The organism is Streptomyces sp. NRRL WC-3742, from assembly GCF_000720635.1.
GTDB lineage: Bacteria > Actinomycetota > Actinomycetes > Streptomycetales > Streptomycetaceae > Kitasatospora.
In genome coordinates this window covers 133,858-149,894 of the sequence record NZ_JOCF01000002.1, presented here as the reverse complement: position 1 = coordinate 149,894, position 16,037 = coordinate 133,858, and the positions used below count along the sequence as shown (strand labels likewise).

Below are 16,037 nucleotides of genomic sequence, written 5' to 3'. Positions count from 1 at the left end.
TTCCGGTCATCCGAGGGCGCGGTAGCCGCCGTGGAAGTAGAGCAGGGGGCGGCCGCCGGGCGTGGGGACGGTGGCCTCCAGGACACGGCCGACCAGCAGGGTGTGGTCGCCGGCCGCTATGCGCTGCTCGGTGCGGCACTCGACGGTGGCCAGGGCGCCCTCGACCAGCGGGGCGTCGGTGTGCGTGCCGCGGCGGTGCGGGGTGTCCGCGAACAGCAGCCGGTCGCTGAGGCGGCCCTTCATGGCGAAGCGGGAGCCGAGCGTCTTCTGCCCCTCGGCGAGCACCGAGACCGCCCAGGTGTCGGTCCGGGAGAGCACCTCGTCCATCCGGGAGTCCTCGCGCACCGAGATCAGCACCAGCGGCGGCTCCAGCGACACCGAGAGGAAGGACGTGGCGGTCATGCCGACGTCCTCGCCGTCCTCGGGGTCGTGGACGGTCACCAGGCTCACGCCGGCGGCGAGCTGGGAGAGTGCTGCCCGGAACTCGTCGGGCGTGGCGTGGGGGGCAGCTTCGGGCTGCGGGGACGGGTGCACGTACCGCACGGTAGTCGTCACCCCGGTGGCGCGGTATCGGGCCCTGGTCGTAGGACCACCGGCGCAGCCGCCAGGTTACGGGCCGTGGCGGAAATCACGCCGAGATCACTCGCGGGGGTGAAGCGAGGGGACTGGCGGACGGCAGCCGTCTTCAGGGCGGGGCCGTACCGGTCGACCACGGGAATTGTCCTGATAGCGGACGATGTCCGGCTATGGGTGGATGAACTGATTAAGGGCGTATTAGTGCTCTGTGATTTAAGTCACAACGGGCGGCCTATTGCTGACCGAGCGTGCCGAACGCTGTGCTCCCTGTGATTCAGTTCTTCTGGCAATCGGACGATAACCAATCAAGAACCATCCGAAGCAGCCGGGGAGCCCCCGCATGGAAGCCGAGTCGGAGCCGTACGTCCGTCTCGCGACCCTCCGCACCTTGCACCGGGTCGTGGCGGACCTCAACGCTGCCCGCAGTCTCGCGGGGACGCTGCAGGCCGTCGTCGAGGGCGCGGTGCACGGGCTCGGCTTCGACGCCGCCGCGGTCAGCCTCGTCCGCCCGGACGGCGACCTCGTGGTGGCGGCCGTCTGGGAGCTCGAGGAGAGCACCATGGGCGGCCCGTCCGTGCTGCTCGGCCAGGTCGGCTCCCGGGAGTCCTGGGACCGGCTGCTCGGCGTCAGCGACCACTGGGGCACCCTGCGCTTCCTCCCGTACGACCGCGGCTGGGCCGTCGCCGGCGACATCCCCCGCTGGATCGGCGACGGGCCGATGCCCGTCTACGCCAACGACTGGCACCCCGCCGACGGGCTGCTCGCCCCCATGTACAGCGCCGGCGGGGACCTGCTCGGGGTGCTCTCGGTGGACCGCCCGCGCAGCGGCAAGCGGCCCGGCGCGTGGACCCGCGAGGCCCTGGAGATGTTCTCCCTCCAGGCGTCCATCGCCATCGGCAACGCCCGGCTACGCGCGGAGATGCAACGCGCGCTGGCCAGGCTGGAGAAGGAGCAGCAGGCGCTGCGGGCCAGCGAGGAGAGCTTCCGCCAAGCCTTCGAGTACGCGCCCAGCGGCATGGCGATCACCGAACTGCACGGCGTCGGGCGCGGACAGCTGACCCGCGTCAACGACGCGCTCTGTCGCCTCCTCGGCCGCCCCCGCGCCGTGCTGCGCCAGCAGAGCTTCGCCGACCTCGTCCACCCCGACGACCGCGCCCTGCTGGAGCGCACCAGCGCCGAGAGCGGTCGGGCGGAGCTGCGGCTGTCCCGGCGGGACGGCGGCTACCAGTGGGTCTGCCTGCGCAACTCGATCGTGGCGGACGCGGCCGAGGGCCCGAGCTTCCTGCTCACCCACGTCGAGGACATCGAGGACCGCAAGCGGCACGAGCTGCAGCTCGCCCACCGGGCCAGCCACGACGCGCTCACGGGCCTGCCCAACGGCGCCGAGCTCAAGGCCCGCCTCGCGCGCCGGCTCTGCGCGGAGGTGCCCTCCGGCGCCGCGGTCGCCACCTCCGGCGGGCCGGTCGGCGGGCAGGTCGAGACGGCGTACCCGGCGGCGTACGCCCACCCGTCGGACTCGTACAGCGCGCACACGGCCCACGACGGGCTGGAGGGCGCGGACCCGTACGGCGGGCCGGTGCACGGGTACGGGGAGGCGGACGGCCGGGCGCCGGCGGGCCTCGGCTACGGGGAGCACGTGCACGCCGTCGTCCCCGAGGACCAGGCGCCGGGCGGCGAGGCGTGGTCCTCGTCGTTCCGCGGCGGCTCGGGAGCGCAGGACAAGGGGCTCGCGGTGCTCTTCTGCGACCTGGACGGCTTCAAGTCGATCAACGACCGGTTCGGCCACAACGCGGGCGACTCGGTCCTGGTCGAGGTCGCCCGGCGGCTCAGCCAGGCCGTCCGGGACGGCGACACGGTGGCGCGGCTCGGCGGCGACGAGTTCGTGGTGCTGGCGGACGGCATCGGGCGCGAGGAGGCCAAGGACCTCGCCCACCGGCTCCGCAACGCGATCATCCCGCCGATGCGGATCGACGGCCGGGCGATGCGCGTCGGGGTGAGCCTGGGGGTCGGCTGGGCCGGCTGCGGGATGAGCATCGAGGAGGTGCTCCACACCGCGGACGAGCGGATGTACGACGAGAAGCGGGCCAGGGGCGGCGCGGTGCGCGGCGCGCGGGGGGAGCGCTCGCACCGGCGGGCGGGCTGACCGGGCGGCGCGCGGATTGAGTCGGGGGCGCGCAGGTTACCCGTGAGTTGTCAAGGGTTCTTTCCCTGTCGTCGTGTCCGGCAGGTAGGGTTCCGGCAGACGACAGCGTCCATGATCCGTGCCGCGGGCCCGCAGCCAGGCGGTGCCCACCGGATGGGGGAGTAGACCACCGTGACGACCGCCGGCAGCAACGGAGTGCCCGAGGGCCAGGGGGGCGGTGCCCCGCAGGACGACGACCCGTTCGGTTACCTGTACCGCCCGGCCGAAGGGTCCCCGGCGCAGGCCGAGCCGCAGCAGGGTGTGCCCCGGACCTCGTACAGCCGCCCGATGGAGGTCGGGCGCGCGCAGTACGGCCAGGCGCCGCGCGGGCCGCAGGCACCGTACGAGCAGCAGGGGTACTCGCAGCAGTACGGCCAGCAGGGCCAGGCCCCGTACGGGCAGCAGCAGCCCGAGTACGGTGCCGCGCCGGCCCAGCAGACCCGCTACGCCGAGCACTCCCGGCCGCAGCCGGGGGAGGAGCGGCCCGGCGGTGGGCAGAGCAGCGGGCGCAGCAAGGGCGCGGTGATCGGAGCCGTCGCGGTGGTGGCGGCGATCGCCATCGGCGCCGGGATCGCGCTGTCCGGCAACGACCCGGACACGACGGACAAGAACGCCAAGGGCGGCACCTCGACGGTCGCGCCGCCGGCCCCCACCGCCCCGGCCTCGGGCACGTCCGGCACCGGCACGCCCTCGGCGAGCGCCTCGGCCGGTTCGGGCCCGGGCACCGTGGACGCCGGGCAGCTCCAGGCGCAGAACGCGCCGCTGGGCAACGGCGTCAAGGGCGCCAAGTCGGCGGACGGCAGCTACCTCACGCTCCAGCCGGGCGGCTCGGTGACCTGGACCGGGGACATCCCCGCGGCCGGGACGTACAAGCTGAACGTGCACTACAACTACGCCGGTGCGGACATCAAGGGCGCGGTCTCGGTGAACGGCAAGGACTGGCCGAACGGGATCACGTACAAGATCTACGGCGGGACGGCGCCCAAGGACCAGACGGCCGCCTGGTTCAACACCTGGATACTGCCGCAGTTCCAGGCCGGGTCGAACACCGTGGCCTTCACGGTGCCGTCCGGGCCGGTGCTGATCGACCAGATCACCATCGAGCCGTACTCGGGCTGAGGCCGTGACGCGCGAAGGCCGCCCGTCCCCGTGCGGGGGCGGGCGGCCTTCGCGCGTGAGCGGGCCGGTCAGGCGGGTTCGACCCGGGGGAAGCGGTCGCCGCCGAGGACCCAGCGGCCGCGGCGCATGACGGCGACCAGGTCGTAGGTCCCGGAGTCCAGGACGACCAGGTCGGCGAGCTTGCCGGTCTCCAGCGAGCCGATCGAGTCGGAGAGGCCGAGCAGGCGGGCCGGGGTGGTGGAGAGTGACTCGACGGTCTGGTTCAGGCTCAGCCGGTTGACGGTGACCGAGCGCTTGAACGCCACGTCCAGGGTGAGGGTGGAGCCGGCGATGGAGCCGCCCTCGACGAGGCGGGCGACGCCGTTCCGGACCTCGACCTGGAGCGGGCCGAGCGGGTAGAGGCCGTCGCCCATGCCGGCGGCGCCCATGGCGTCGGTGATCAGGGCGACACGGTTCGCGCCGGCGGTGCCGTACGCGAGGTCGAGGACGGACGGGTGCAGGTGCACGCCGTCGTTGATCAGCTCGACGGTGACCCGCTCGTCCTCCAGCAGCGCCACGATCGGGCCCGGGGCGCGGTGGGCGATGCCGGGCATGGCGTTGAACAGGTGGGTGGCGACGGTGGCGCCGGCCTCGACGGCCTCGAGGGTGGTGGTGTAGTCCGAGTCGGTGTGGCCGACGGCGGCGATCACGCCGAGGTCGGCCAGCATCCGGACGGACTCCATGCCGCCGGGCAGCTCGGGGGCGAGGGTGACCATCTTGGCGTGGCCGCGGGCGGCGTCGACGAGCTTGCGCACCAGCGCCGGGTCCGGGTCGCGCAGCAGGTCGGGGCGGTGGGCGCCGCAGCGGTTGTGCGAGATGAACGGGCCCTCGAAGTGGACGCCGGCGAGGACCCCGTCCTCCACGAGCTCGGAGAGGACGGCGGCCTGGCGGGCGACCTCGTCGATCTCACCGGTGACGGTGGAGGCGATCGTCGTGGTGGTGCCGTGTTCCAGGTGGGTGCGGGCCGCCCGCAGGGCCTCCTCGGCGATGCCGGAGGCGTAGGAGGCGCCGCCGCCGCCGTGGACGTGCAGGTCGACGAAGCCGGGAACGACGGTGCAGCCGCTCAGGTCGAGGTCGCCGGGTTCGCTCTCGCCTCCGAGGCCGGCGATGCGCTCGCCCTCGACGGCCAGGCGGTCGCCGTCCACGACGCCGCCGGGAAGGACGAGGCGGGCGCCGGCGAGGGCGGTACGGTCACGGTCCGCGGTGGTCACGCGGTCACCTCCAAGGAGAGCAGATCCCACGCGAGCAGGCCCGCTCCGAGGGATGCGGCGGTGTCTTTGAGCATGGCGGGTACGACCTTCGGGGGCATCTGGAAGGTCAGGCGCTCGGTGACCGCCGCGCGCAGCGGGCTGAGGAGCGTGTCGCCGGCCTCGGCCAGCCCCCCGCCGACGATCACCGTGGACGGGTCGAGCAGGCTCTGGGCGAGGACGATGCCGTCGGCCAGGGCGTCGACGGCGCCCTGCCAGACGGCGAGGGCGCGGTCGTCCCCGGCGTCCACCGCGGCGGCGCAGGATGCCGCGTCGGCGTCGGGGTCGCCGCTGGCCTCGGCCCAGGCGCGGGAGACGGCGGAGGCGGAGGCCAGCGTCTCCAGGCAGCCGCGGGCGCCGCAGCCGCACGGGGGGCCGCCGGGGCGGACCACGACGTGGCCGATCTCGCCGCCGTAGCCGTGGGACCCGGCCTCGATCCGGCCGTTGATGCCGATGGCGCCGGCGATGCCGGTGCCGAGGGCGATGAACAGGAAGCGGTCCACGCCCCGGCCGGCGCCGAGCCGGCCCTCGGCGAGGCCGCCGGAGCGCACGTCGTGGCCGAGCGCCACGGGGATCGTCCGGTCGCCGGGGGTGGCCAGGCGCTCGCCGAGGAGCTTGCGCATCGGGAGGTCCCGCCAGCCGAGGTTGGCCGAGTAGACCGCGATCCCGTTCCTCTCGTCGATCGTCCCCGGGACGGCGACGCCGGCGGCGAGGGGGGCGACGCCGTAGCGGGCCCGGCCCTCGTCCGCGAGGTCGGCGGCGAAGTCGAGGATGGCGGCGACGACGGCGTCCGTGCCGTGCTCCCGCCCGGTCGGTCGGCGTGCTTCGAACAGCACGGAGCCGTCCTGGGCGAGCAGCGCGGCCTTCATGCCGGTGCCGCCTACATCGAGTGCGATGACGTGCTTCACGGAGGACAGTTTCCCTTGGTCGGGTCGAAGAGGTCTAGTCCAGTTGTCGGATTGGTCTGGTCCAGATTGGGTGAGCTTTGTCGCAGATCGGGGACTGTGGGGGGCTTTGCGAGTGGCGCGTCCGCGAGGTCGTTTGTTCACCTGCTGTTGCGCATCGTGCAACGACCTCCGCACTTCGATAACTACTGGGTGGGCTCGGTCGAGTGGTGTGGACCAGTGGGCGCCGCGTTTGGCAGTGTGGCGCCTCCCCCCGACCGGAGTCCCTCCTCCGGCGGCAGTTCTTTCCTTATTGAAGGCGGTACCCGCGTTGAACAGGCGCGCCCACGTTCCCTCCCGTGTGCTCGGTACTGCGCTGGCCGGAGCCCTGGTGCTCACGGCGGTCAGCGCCTGCAGCGCGAAGGACGACGGGCCGGTGACCCTCAAGCTGGTCGCCGCCGACTACGGGGAGAACGCCGAGACCAGCTCCAAGCACTACTGGGACGAGATCGCCAAGGGCTTCGAATCGGCCAACCCCGGCATCAAGGTCGACGTCGAGGTCGACAACTGGACGGACATCGGCAAGAAGGTCGAGGACATGGTCGCGGCCGGGAAGTCGCCCGACCTCCTCCAGACCGGCGGGTTCGCCGACCAGGTCGCCGCCGACCGGCTCTACCCGGCGGCCGACGTGCTCTCCATGGACACCCAGGCCAAGTTCATGGAGAACTTCGCGCACGCCGGGCAGGTGCTCGGCACGCAGTACGGGATTCCGTTCGTCTCCTCCTCGCGGGTGCTCTTCTACAACAAGGCGGTCTTCCGGCAGGCCGGGATCACCCAGCCGCCGGCCACCTGGAACGAGCTGCGGCAGGACGCCGAGAAGATCAAGGCCAAGGTGCCCGGGGTGACGCCGTACGGGCTGCCGCTCGGGAGCGAGGAGGCGCCGGCCGAGTCGATGCTGTGGACGCTGAGCGGGGGCGGGAGCCTCTCCGACGACGTCGGCAACTACACGATCGACAGCCCGCAGAACCAGGCGACGTTCGGCTGGCTCAAGAACAACCTGGTGGCGCCCGGGCTGACGTACCCGGAGCCCGGCAAGATGAACCGCACGCCGGTGTTCCAGGACTTCGCGGCCGGGAAGGTCGCGATGCTCAACGGGCACCCGACGCTGCTGCGGATGGCGTCCGCCGGGAAGGTCGACTTCGGGACGGCGCCGATCCCCAAGAAGGACGGGGTCGGGAAGACCGGCAGCCTCGGGGTGGCGGACTGGCTGATGGCCTTCAAGGCGAACGGGCACAGGAACGAGATCAAGAAGTTCGTCAGCTACGTGTACGGCAAGGAGAACCAGCTGCGGTTCGACGAGCAGTACAACCTGCTGCCGGTCACCCAGGACGCGTTCACGCAGATGACGGGGGACCCGAAGCACGAGGACCTGAAGCAGTTCGCGGCCGGGCTGACGAACGCGAGCTTCTACCCGTTCGGGGACCCGGCCTGGGGCGAGGTCAGCAACCGGATCAAGGCCGGGATCGGGCAGGCCGTCACGGGGGACCCGAAGCAGGTGCTCGGGGGGATCCAGGACGCCGCGCTGAAGGAGGCGGCCCGGGTCCGCAAGTAGGACCTGTCGTCGGCTCGCCGGACAATGGCCTCTCCGAGGAGGTGTGGTCCGTGGGTGAGCTGAGTGAGCGGGAGCGGGCGGTGCTGGCGCTGGAGGGGCGGCAGTGGCGGACGGCTGGGGCGAAGGAGCGGGCGATCCGGGAGGAGCTGGGGCTCTCGCCCACGCGGTACTACCAGCTGCTGAACGGGTTGCTGGACCGGGGGGAGGCCCTGGCGGCGGCTCCGGTGCTGGTGAATCGGCTGCGGCGGGTGCGGGAGGCTCGGCGGGGGGCCCGCTGAGGGCGGAGCGTCTTTCGGGCGCGCGGGTTTCGGCCCGCGCGCCCGTTGCTGTTCGGAGGGTGGGGGTCGGGGGGTATGGGGTTCGGTATGGATATCGAGGAGCAGGTCGGGACCGGGGCCGGGCGGGACGGGATGCGGGCGATCGTGGGGGCGCCGGGGGAGGCGGTGATCGCGCTGGACTTCGACGGGACGTTGGCGCCGATCGTGGCCGATCCGAGTGCGGCCAGGGCGCATCCCGGGGTGGTGGGGGTGTTGCGGGAGCTGGCGCCGGTGGTGGGGGCCGTGGTGGTGGTGACCGGGCGGCCGGCGGGGCTGGCGGTGGAGTACGGGGGGCTGGAGCAGGTGCCCGGGCTGGTGGTGCTGGGGCACTACGGGGCGGAGCGGTGGGAAGGGGGTGTGGTGACGGCGCCGGGGGTTGATCCGGGCGTGGAGCGGGCGAGGGCGGCGCTGCCCGGGGCGCTGGCGCGGGCGGGGGCGCCGGAGGGGACGTGGGTGGAGGACAAGGGGCGGTCGGTGGCCGTGCACACCAGGCGGACGGCTGCGCCGGAGGAAGCGTTGGAGCTGCTGCGGGCGCCGGTGGGGGAGCTGGCGGCGGAGTGCGGGCTGGTGGTGGAGCCGGGGCGGCTGGTGCTGGAGCTGCGGCCGCCGGGGGTGGACAAGGGGGCGGCGCTGACGGGGTTCCTGCGGGAGCGGGCGGCGCGGTCGGTGCTGTACGCGGGGGACGACCTGGGGGACGTGGCGGCGTTCGCTGCGGTGGAGAAGTTGAGGGAGGAGGGGCTGAAGGGCGTGCTGGTGTGCGCCGGGGCGGTGGGGGACGCGCCGGTGCGGGAGCTGGCGGAGCGGGCGGACGTGGTGGTGGCCGGGCCGGAGGGGGTGGTGGAGCTGCTGGGCGCGCTGGGGGAGCGGATCAGGGAGTTCGGAGGGCGTTGAGCTGGTCGAGGAACCACTGCTGCGGGGGGAGGGCGGTGGCGGCGTCGGCCAGGCGCTTGCTGCGGGCGGCGCGTTCCTCGAGGGGCATGGTGAGGGCGGCGTGGAGGGCGTCGGCGGTGGCGATCACGTCGTAGGGGTTGACGACGAGGGCGTCGTCCTTGAGTTCGGCGTGGGCGCCGGCCTCGCGGGACAGGACGAGGGCGCAGCCGTGGTCGGAGACGACGGGGACCTCCTTGGCGACGAGGTTCATGCCGTCGCGGATGGGGTTCACGAGGGCGACGTCGGCGAGGCGGTAGGCGGCGAGGCTGCGGGGGAAGTCGTCGTTGACGTGGAGGATCAGGGGCTGCCAGGTGGGGGTGGCGAACTCCTCGTTGATCTGCTCGGCCAGGGCCTGGACGGCGGCGGTGTAGTCGCGGTACTCGGCGAGGTCGGTGCGGGAGGGGTACGCGAAGGCGAGGTGGACCACCCGGTCCTGCCATTCGGGGCGGGTGCGGAGCAGGTGCCGGTAGGCCAGGAGGCCGCGGACGATGTTCTTGCTCAGCTCGGTGCGGTCGACGCGGACGACGGTGCGGCGGTCGCCGACGGCCTCGCGCAGGGCCGCGAGGCGTTCGTCGACGTCGGGGCGGTGGGCGCGTTCGCGGAGGAAGTCGGCGTCGGCACCGAGGGCGTGGACGCCGAGGTGGGTGGTGCGGCCGTCGTGGGTGACGGTGAGGGCCTCGTGGTCGACGGTGGCGCCGAGGACGGATTCGCAGCAGGCGGCGAAGGCGCGGGCCCAGCGTTCGGTGAGGAAGCCGGCGCGGTCGGCGCCGAGGATGCCGGTGAGGACGGCCGCGGCGACGTCGTCGGGGAGCAGCCGGTAGTACTCGGGCGGGGCCCAGGGGGTGTGGGAGAAGTGCCCGATGCGCAGGTCGGGGCGGGCGGCGCGCAGGAGGGCCGGGGTGAGGGAGAGGTGGTAGTCCTGGACGAGGACGGCGGCCGAGGGGGCTGCTTCGGCGGCGAGGGCTTCGGCGAAGGCCGTGTTGTAGGCGGTGTAGTCGGCCCACTGGGTGCGGAAGTCGGCGTCGAAGGCGGGGGCGGTGGGCGTCGCGTACAGCAGGTGGTGGACGAACCAGAGGGTGGAGTTGGCGACGCCGTTGTAGGCGTGGGCGAAGGTCTCGGGGTCGAGGTCGAGCATCCGGACGGCCTGGCCGCCGACGTCGTGGCCGGCGAGGTCGAGGCGGCCGTGGGGGGCTTCGCGGGCGGCTCGGCGGTCGGCGTCGTTCAGGGCCGCGCAGACCCAGACGGCGTTGGGGTCGTCGATGGCGGAGAGGCCGGAGACCAGGCCGCCGCCGCCTCTGCGGAGGGTCAGGGTGCCGTCGTCCGCGGTGCCGAAGGACACCGGGCCCCGGTTGGAGGCCACCAGGACGGGGGCGGTGCCGGTCGCGCTCGAACGTTCGGTCGTGAGATCGCCCATGGTTGGCATCTTGCCGGGGGGTGGGCGCCGCAAACCCCTCAGTGGCGGGTCGCGTATTCGGGGACCGTGTGCATCGGGGGGCGTTCGAGGGCGGTGACGGGGAGGGTGTGGGCGGTGAATTCGCGCGTTTCGGGGGAGCGGGTGAACTGGGTGAGGAGGGGGCGGACGAGGTCGGCGCCGGCCTTGAGGCGGTGGGTGCGGTCGAGGCGTTCGAGGGCGGTGCGGTAGATGGTGGCGGCCATCCGGCCGAGGGCCTGGCCGTCCTGGTGGCGGTGGTGGCGGACGCCGACGTCGACCTGGGCGAGGGCGTCGAGGCCGACGGTTTCGAGGGCGTCGACGAGGAGGCCGAGTTCGACGCCGTAGCCGGTGGGGAAGGGCAGGCGTTCGAGCAGGGAGCGGCGGGCCGCGTACTCGCCGCCGAGGGGCTGGACGAAACCGGCGAGTTCCGGCCAGTGGAGGTTGAGGAGCGGGCGGGCGACGAGTTCGGTGACGCGGCCGCCGCCGGCGGGGACGATCGCACCTGATTCCGTCTCGAGGGGGCGGTCGTACATGGCCTTGACCAGCTGGATGTCGGGCTCGGTGAGCAGCGGGCCGAGGATGCCGGAGACGAAGGCGGGGTCGAACTCGCGCAGGTCGGCGTCGATGAAGCAGACGAGGTCGCCGCGGGTGACGAGCAGGGAGCGCCAGAGGACCTCGCCCTTGCCGGGGACGGCGGGCAGGCGCGGGAGGATGGCGTCGCGGTGCTCGACGCGGGCGCCGGCCTCGGCGGCGACGGCGGCGGTGGCGTCGGTGGAGCCCGAGTCGACGACGACGAGTTCGTCGACGAGGGGGAGGCGGTCCATCAGTTCGCGGCGGATGGTGCGGACGATGTCCCCGACGGTCGCCTCCTCGTCGAGGGCGGGCAGGACGACGCTGACGGTGTGGCCCGTGCGCTCCTTGGCGCGCAGGAGGTCCTGGGCCGGCCGGTCCGACGCGGCCCAGGAGCGCCGGCGTAGCCAGGACGCCGCCTGCGGGAGGAGCTCGGGGGTCGGTTCGGCGGGCACGGGATTCTCCTCGGCGGGGTCGGGCGGGCTAGGTCGAGACGTGTCATCTCGCGTGGCGGACAGTCCCATTCGGGTTTGACGCCTTCGGATACAGTCTTCGTACGGCGGTCGGACCTTGGCACACCGGGGTAACCGCCCGAGTACCACCACAATTTCACAAGCTCATCCAGAGGGACTGAGGGAACGGCCCGTTGACGTCCCGGCAACCTTCTCGCTCGGCTGTCGTCGACAGGCCCCGGCGGGACAGGTGCCAATTCCGGCCTGTGGCGCGACCGTGCCGCGGGGAAGATGAGGAGAGAGGCTCCGCCATCATGGCCATCGACATCGACGCACCCTCCCCCAGCCTTCGGCTGGATGTGTCCCCGACCGTGGACCTCGGCCCCGCCGCCGCCCTGTCCTGTCGGGAGTGCGGAACCCGGTTCCCGCTCGGCCCCAGCTTCGCCTGCCTGGAGTGCTTCGGGCCGCTGGAGATCGCGTACGAGTTCGGCAGCGAGGGCGCCGAGGAGCTGCGCAAGCGGATCGAGGCCGGGCCGACGTCCATCTGGCGCTACGCGCCGCTGCTGCCGGTTCCGGCCGACGTCGCCTCCAAGCCGAACCTGAACCCGGGGTGGACCCCGCTGGTGAAGGCGGACAACCTGGGCCGCGAGCTCGGGTTCACCGCGCAGCTGCACGTCAAGGACGACTCCGGCAACCCGACGCACTCGTTCAAGGACCGCGTGGTCGCCTGCGCGATCGAGGCGGCGCGGGCCTTCGGGTACACCACGCTGTCCTGCTCCTCGACCGGCAACCTGGCCGGTGCGGTGGGCGCGGCGGCGGCCCGGGCGGGCTTCCGGTCCTGCGTGTTCATCCCGCACGACCTGGAGCAGGGCAAGGTCGTGATGGCCGGGGTGTACGGCGGCGAGCTCGTCGGTATCGAGGGCAACTACGACGACGTGAACCGTTTCTGCTCGGAGCTCATCGGGGACCCGGCCGGCGAGGGCTGGGGCTTCGTGAACGTCAACCTGCGGCCGTACTACGGCGAGGGGTCCAAGACGCTGGCGTACGAGATCTGCGAGCAGCTCGGCTGGCGGCTGCCGGAGCAGATCGTGATCCCGGTGGCCTCGGGCTCGCAGCTGACGAAGATCGACAAGGGGCTGCAGGAGCTGATCAAGCTGGGCCTCGTGGAGGACCGGCCGTACCGGATCTTCGGTGCGCAGGCCGAGGGCTGCTCGCCGGTGTCCACGGCGTTCAAGGACGGCCGTGACGTGATCCGGCCGGTCAAGCCGGACACCATCGCCAAGTCGCTGGCCATCGGCAACCCGGCGGACGGCCCGTACGTGCTGGACATCGCCCGCCGCACCGGCGGCGCCGTCGAGGACGTGACGGACGCGGAGGTCGTGGAGGCGATCCGGCTGCTGGCCCGTACGGAGGGGATCTTCGCCGAGACCGCGGGCGGCGTGACCGTCGGCGTGCTGAAGAAGTTGGTCGAGAGCGGGCAGCTGGACCCGGCCAAGGAGACCGTCGCGATCAACACCGGCGACGGCCTCAAGACGCTGGACGCCGTCTCCGACGCCGGGATGACCGCCGTCATCCGCCCCACCCTGGCGTCCTTCCGCGACGCCGGCCTCGCGTCCGCCTGAACCACCCGATAGGAGAGCCATGAGCGCGAACGTCCGCATCCCCACCATCCTGCGCACCTACACCGGCGGCGCCGCCGAGGTGAGCGCCGAGGGTGCCACCCTGGGCGAGGTCATCGCCGACCTGGAGAAGAACCACGCGGGCATCGCGGCCCGCATCCTGGACGACACCGGCAAGCTGCGCCGTTTCGTGAACGTGTACGTGAACGACGACGACGTGCGTTTCGCCGAGGGCCTGGCGACCGAGATCAAGGACGGCGCCGGCATCTCGATCATTCCGGCGGTCGCCGGGGGCTGCTGACCCGCGAGGGTCGTATCGGGCCCGAAACGGCCGTCCACGCGTGCGGAATTCGATTCTCCGCATGTGTGGACGGCCGCTTGCATTTCGGCGGGAATATTTCCTGGTCGAGTGGGAGTAGAGTGTGGCTCGGTTGGGAACGAGGTTCCTTTTCCGATTCGCCGGACGGAGTCCGGCCGCTGAGACCGGCCCGGGGCAGGGGCCGTGAAACATGTCAGGCAGATGTCAGAATTCCGGCGGCGGATTGGGGTAATTCGTCCGCTATGCCCGGACTGAAATGCCGATTTCCTCCCGGCTCGTTCGGGATTGTCCCTTGACGCCGCGTCGGAATTCCCGGCGATTGGCTCTGTTGCAGAGGGCGTCGATCCGGATACATTCAGCCGCGGTCGACGTAATCGCCTCGCCCGGCGGTACACGGCGGCTGCGGCTGCGCCCAGGGGGGGTTCCCCGGGCCGGCCTACCAGAACCGGGCCCGCGACCTGCGGGCGCGTGAAGGGCCAGCACAGCACTAGGGGAGTTCGGAATGGCTCAGGGCACCGTCAAGTGGTTCAACGCGGAGAAGGGCTACGGCTTCATCGCGGTCGACGGTGGTGCGGACGTCTTCGTCCACTACAGCGCGATCCAGATGGACGGCTACCGCACCCTCGAGGAGGGCCAGCGGGTCGAGTTCGAGATCTCCCAGGGACAGAAGGGCCCGCAGGCGGACATGGTTCGCGCGGCGGTCTGACCTTCCGGCTCCAGGAGCTCGTCGCGGCCCACGGCTGGTGACCACTCGCTCTTCGGCGGGCCCGTACGACGACAGTCGTACGGGCCCGTTCGCATGTCCGGACGCGGATCGTCGGCGGCCGGACGAAGGGCCCGCGGGGGCTCGCGGGTCGGTCATTGGGCTTGCACTCGACCACCCGGAGTGCTAATCATTGGCGTTAGCACTCAGAGCTTGAGAGTGATAAGCGGACCGGGTCGGTGAGGTCCCGGGGAGCGCAGGGGAATGGACCTGCGCGACCAGGATCGTCCGTCGCGGGCACCCCTTGGTCCGAGCAGTCGACCGTGTCCCGGAGGACCACTTCTGATGGCCAAGATCATCGCCTTTGATGAGGAAGCTCGCCGCGGCCTTGAGCGTGGCATGAACCAGCTCGCCGACGCGGTGAAGGTCACGCTCGGCCCCAAGGGCCGCAACGTCGTGCTGGAGAAGAAGTGGGGCGCCCCCACGATCACCAACGACGGTGTCTCCATCGCCAAGGAGATCGAGCTCGAGGACCCGTACGAGAAGATCGGTGCGGAGCTCGTCAAGGAGGTCGCCAAGAAGACGGACGACGTCGCGGGTGACGGCACCACCACCGCCACCGTGCTCGCCCAGGCCCTGGTTCGCGAGGGTCTGCGCAACGTCGCCGCCGGCGCCAACCCGATGGCCCTGAAGCGCGGTATCGAGAAGGCCGTCGCCGCCGTCTCGGACCAGCTGCTGGCCCAGGCCAAGGACGTGGAGACCAAGGAGCAGATCGCCTCCACCGCGTCCATCTCCGCCGCCGACACCCAGATCGGCGAGCTCATCGCCGAGGCCATGGACAAGGTCGGCAAGGAAGGCGTCATCACCGTCGAGGAGAGCAACACCTTCGGTCTGGAGCTCGAGCTCACCGAGGGCATGCGCTTCGACAAGGGCTACATCTCCGCCTACTTCGCGACCGACCTGGAGCGCATGGAGGCGACCTTCGAGGACCCGTACATCCTCATCGCCAACTCCAAGATCGGCTCGGTCAAGGACCTGCTCCCGCTGCTGGAGAAGGTCATGCAGAGCGGCAAGCCGCTCGTCATCATCGCCGAGGACGTCGAGGGCGAGGCCCTGTCGACCCTGGTCGTGAACAAGATCCGCGGCACCTTCAAGTCCGTCGCCGTCAAGGCCCCGGGCTTCGGCGACCGCCGCAAGGCCATGCTCGGCGACATCGCCATCCTCACCGGCGGCACCGTGATCTCCGAGGAGGTCGGCCTCAAGCTGGAGAACGCCGGTCTCGACCTGCTGGGCACCGCCCGCAAGGTGGTCATCACCAAGGACGAGACCACCATCGTCGACGGTGGCGGCGACAGCGACCAGGTCGCCGGCCGCGTGAACCAGATCCGCGCCGAGATCGAGAACAGCGACTCGGACTACGACCGCGAGAAGCTCCAGGAGCGCCTCGCCAAGCTGGCCGGCGGCGTGGCCGTCATCAAGGCCGGCGCGGCCACCGAGGTGGAGCTCAAGGAGCGCAAGCACCGCATCGAGGACGCCGTCCGCAACGCCAAGGCCGCCGTCGAGGAGGGCATCGTCGCCGGTGGTGGCGTCGCCCTGCTGCAGGCCGGTGTCGCGTTCGACAAGCTGGAGCTGGAGGGCGACGAGGCCACCGGTGCCAACATCGTCAAGGTCGCGCTCGAGGCCCCGATCAAGCAGATCGCGACCAACGCCGGCCTCGAGGGTGGCGTCGTGGTGGAGAAGGTGCGCAACCTCCCCGCCGGTCACGGCCTGAACGCCGCCACCAACGAGTACGTCGACCTGGTCGCCGCGGGCATCATCGACCCGGCCAAGGTCACGCGCTCCGCGCTGCAGAACGCCGCCTCCATCGCGGCGCTGTTCCTCACCACCGAGGCCGTCATCGCCGACAAGCCGGAGAAGGCCGCCGCGGCCGCCGGCGGCGGCATGCCGGGCGGTGACATGGACTTCTGATCCTCACGGATCGATTGATTCCTCGTTCGCGTGGGCGGTTCCCTTCGGGGGCCGCCCATGCGGCGTTT

At 72.0% G+C, this 16,037-nt stretch carries 14 protein-coding genes and 1 riboswitch; of the genes, 9 read left to right on the top strand and 5 right to left on the bottom strand.

Features of this window, described 5'->3' with window-relative positions; translation table 11 throughout:
* Positions 1-6: 6 nt before the first annotated feature.
* Positions 7-534: a flavin reductase family protein gene (locus tag IH61_RS0102200; RefSeq protein ID WP_234326986.1), complete on the bottom strand. Its 528-nt coding sequence runs from the start codon at positions 532-534 to the stop codon at positions 7-9.
* A 382-nt stretch (positions 535-916) separates the two neighbouring features.
* Between IH61_RS0102200 and IH61_RS0102195 the strand changes: the two genes are divergently transcribed.
* Together IH61_RS0102195 and IH61_RS45515 are read left to right on the top strand one after the other, a co-directional pair.
* Entirely contained in the window at positions 917-2,719 is a 1,803-nt protein-coding gene (locus IH61_RS0102195; protein ID WP_031064001.1) for a sensor domain-containing diguanylate cyclase, read from the top strand.
* Positions 2,720-2,890: 171 nt separating this feature from the next.
* Positions 2,891-3,877, top strand: a complete 987-nt coding sequence (locus tag IH61_RS45515; protein ID WP_051836112.1) for a hypothetical protein — start codon at positions 2,891-2,893, stop codon at positions 3,875-3,877.
* A gap of 68 nt (positions 3,878-3,945) precedes the next feature.
* Here the strand turns inward: IH61_RS45515 and nagA are convergent, their stop codons facing one another.
* Together nagA and IH61_RS0102180 are read right to left on the bottom strand one after the other, a co-directional pair.
* Positions 3,946-5,127 carry an N-acetylglucosamine-6-phosphate deacetylase gene (gene nagA, locus IH61_RS0102185; RefSeq protein WP_037971354.1) on the bottom strand — a complete coding sequence of 394 codons (1,182 nt, stop codon included), beginning with the start codon at positions 5,125-5,127 and terminating at the stop codon, positions 3,946-3,948.
* Positions 5,124-6,071 (bottom strand): ROK family protein, encoded by a 948-nt coding sequence (locus IH61_RS0102180; RefSeq protein ID WP_031063993.1) that lies wholly within the window; start codon positions 6,069-6,071, stop codon positions 5,124-5,126. Before IH61_RS0102180 ends, nagA begins: the two co-directional genes overlap by 4 nt.
* A 337-nt stretch (positions 6,072-6,408) precedes the next feature.
* Here IH61_RS0102180 and IH61_RS0102175 point away from each other — a divergent pair, with 337 nt between their 5' ends.
* The 3 genes from IH61_RS0102175 (at position 6,409) to otsB (ending at position 8,867) form a co-directional block, all read left to right on the top strand.
* On the top strand, positions 6,409-7,659 hold the full coding sequence (locus tag IH61_RS0102175; RefSeq protein WP_234326985.1) for an extracellular solute-binding protein: 1,251 nt from the start codon (positions 6,409-6,411) through the stop codon (positions 7,657-7,659).
* Positions 7,660-7,709: 50 nt separating this feature from the next.
* Positions 7,710-7,937: a DUF3263 domain-containing protein gene (locus IH61_RS0102170; RefSeq protein ID WP_078910759.1), complete on the top strand. Its 228-nt coding sequence runs from the start codon at positions 7,710-7,712 to the stop codon at positions 7,935-7,937.
* An 87-nt stretch (positions 7,938-8,024) separates the two neighbouring features.
* On the top strand, positions 8,025-8,867 hold the full coding sequence (gene otsB / locus IH61_RS0102165) for a trehalose-phosphatase (protein WP_031063986.1): 843 nt from the start codon (positions 8,025-8,027) through the stop codon (positions 8,865-8,867).
* On the opposite strand, the gene IH61_RS0102160 is transcribed toward otsB, so the two are convergent.
* Complete coding sequence (locus tag IH61_RS0102160) at positions 8,845-10,320, bottom strand: alpha,alpha-trehalose-phosphate synthase (UDP-forming) (RefSeq protein ID WP_031063983.1); 1,476 nt, start codon at positions 10,318-10,320, stop codon at positions 8,845-8,847. The genes otsB and IH61_RS0102160 overlap by 23 nt on opposite strands.
* Positions 10,321-10,358: 38 nt before the next feature.
* Positions 10,359-11,363: a glucosyl-3-phosphoglycerate synthase gene (locus tag IH61_RS0102155; RefSeq protein WP_031063980.1), complete on the bottom strand. Its 1,005-nt coding sequence runs from the start codon at positions 11,361-11,363 to the stop codon at positions 10,359-10,361.
* Positions 11,364-11,522: 159 nt separating this feature from the next.
* Positions 11,523-11,658, top strand: a riboswitch (SAM riboswitch).
* Between the two features lie 16 nt (positions 11,659-11,674).
* Here IH61_RS0102155 and thrC point away from each other — a divergent pair.
* The 4 genes from thrC to groL all read left to right on the top strand — a co-directional run bounded on the left by thrC (position 11,675) and on the right by groL (position 15,969).
* Positions 11,675-12,982 carry a threonine synthase gene (gene thrC / locus IH61_RS0102150; protein ID WP_031063977.1) on the top strand — a complete coding sequence of 436 codons (1,308 nt, stop codon included), beginning with the start codon at positions 11,675-11,677 and terminating at the stop codon, positions 12,980-12,982.
* Positions 12,983-13,001: 19 nt separating this feature from the next.
* Positions 13,002-13,280 carry a MoaD/ThiS family protein gene (locus tag IH61_RS0102145; protein ID WP_031063973.1) on the top strand — a complete coding sequence of 93 codons (279 nt, stop codon included), beginning with the start codon at positions 13,002-13,004 and terminating at the stop codon, positions 13,278-13,280.
* Between the two features lie 520 nt (positions 13,281-13,800).
* Entirely contained in the window at positions 13,801-14,004 is a 204-nt protein-coding gene (locus IH61_RS0102140) for a cold-shock protein (protein ID WP_030289665.1), read from the top strand.
* 342 nt (positions 14,005-14,346) lie between these two features.
* Positions 14,347-15,969 (top strand): chaperonin GroEL, encoded by a 1,623-nt coding sequence (groL, locus tag IH61_RS0102135; protein ID WP_031063970.1) that lies wholly within the window; start codon positions 14,347-14,349, stop codon positions 15,967-15,969.
* Positions 15,970-16,037 lie beyond the last annotated feature (68 nt).

Excerpts from the sequence above, each read along its gene's own strand:
- otsB (WP_031063986.1), top strand. The coding sequence starts at position 8,025 with ATGGATATCGAGGAGCAGGTCGGGACCGGGGCCGGGCGGGACGGGATG.
- groL (WP_031063970.1), top strand. The coding sequence starts at position 14,347 with ATGGCCAAGATCATCGCCTTTGATGAGGAAGCTCGCCGCGGCCTTGAG.
- thrC (WP_031063977.1), top strand. The coding sequence starts at position 11,675 with ATGGCCATCGACATCGACGCACCCTCCCCCAGCCTTCGGCTGGATGTG.
- IH61_RS0102140 (WP_030289665.1), top strand. The coding sequence starts at position 13,801 with ATGGCTCAGGGCACCGTCAAGTGGTTCAACGCGGAGAAGGGCTACGGC.
- IH61_RS0102195 (WP_031064001.1), top strand. The coding sequence starts at position 917 with ATGGAAGCCGAGTCGGAGCCGTACGTCCGTCTCGCGACCCTCCGCACC.
- IH61_RS0102145 (WP_031063973.1), top strand. The coding sequence starts at position 13,002 with ATGAGCGCGAACGTCCGCATCCCCACCATCCTGCGCACCTACACCGGC.
- IH61_RS0102160 (WP_031063983.1), bottom strand. The coding sequence starts at position 10,320 with ATGGGCGATCTCACGACCGAACGTTCGAGCGCGACCGGCACCGCCCCC.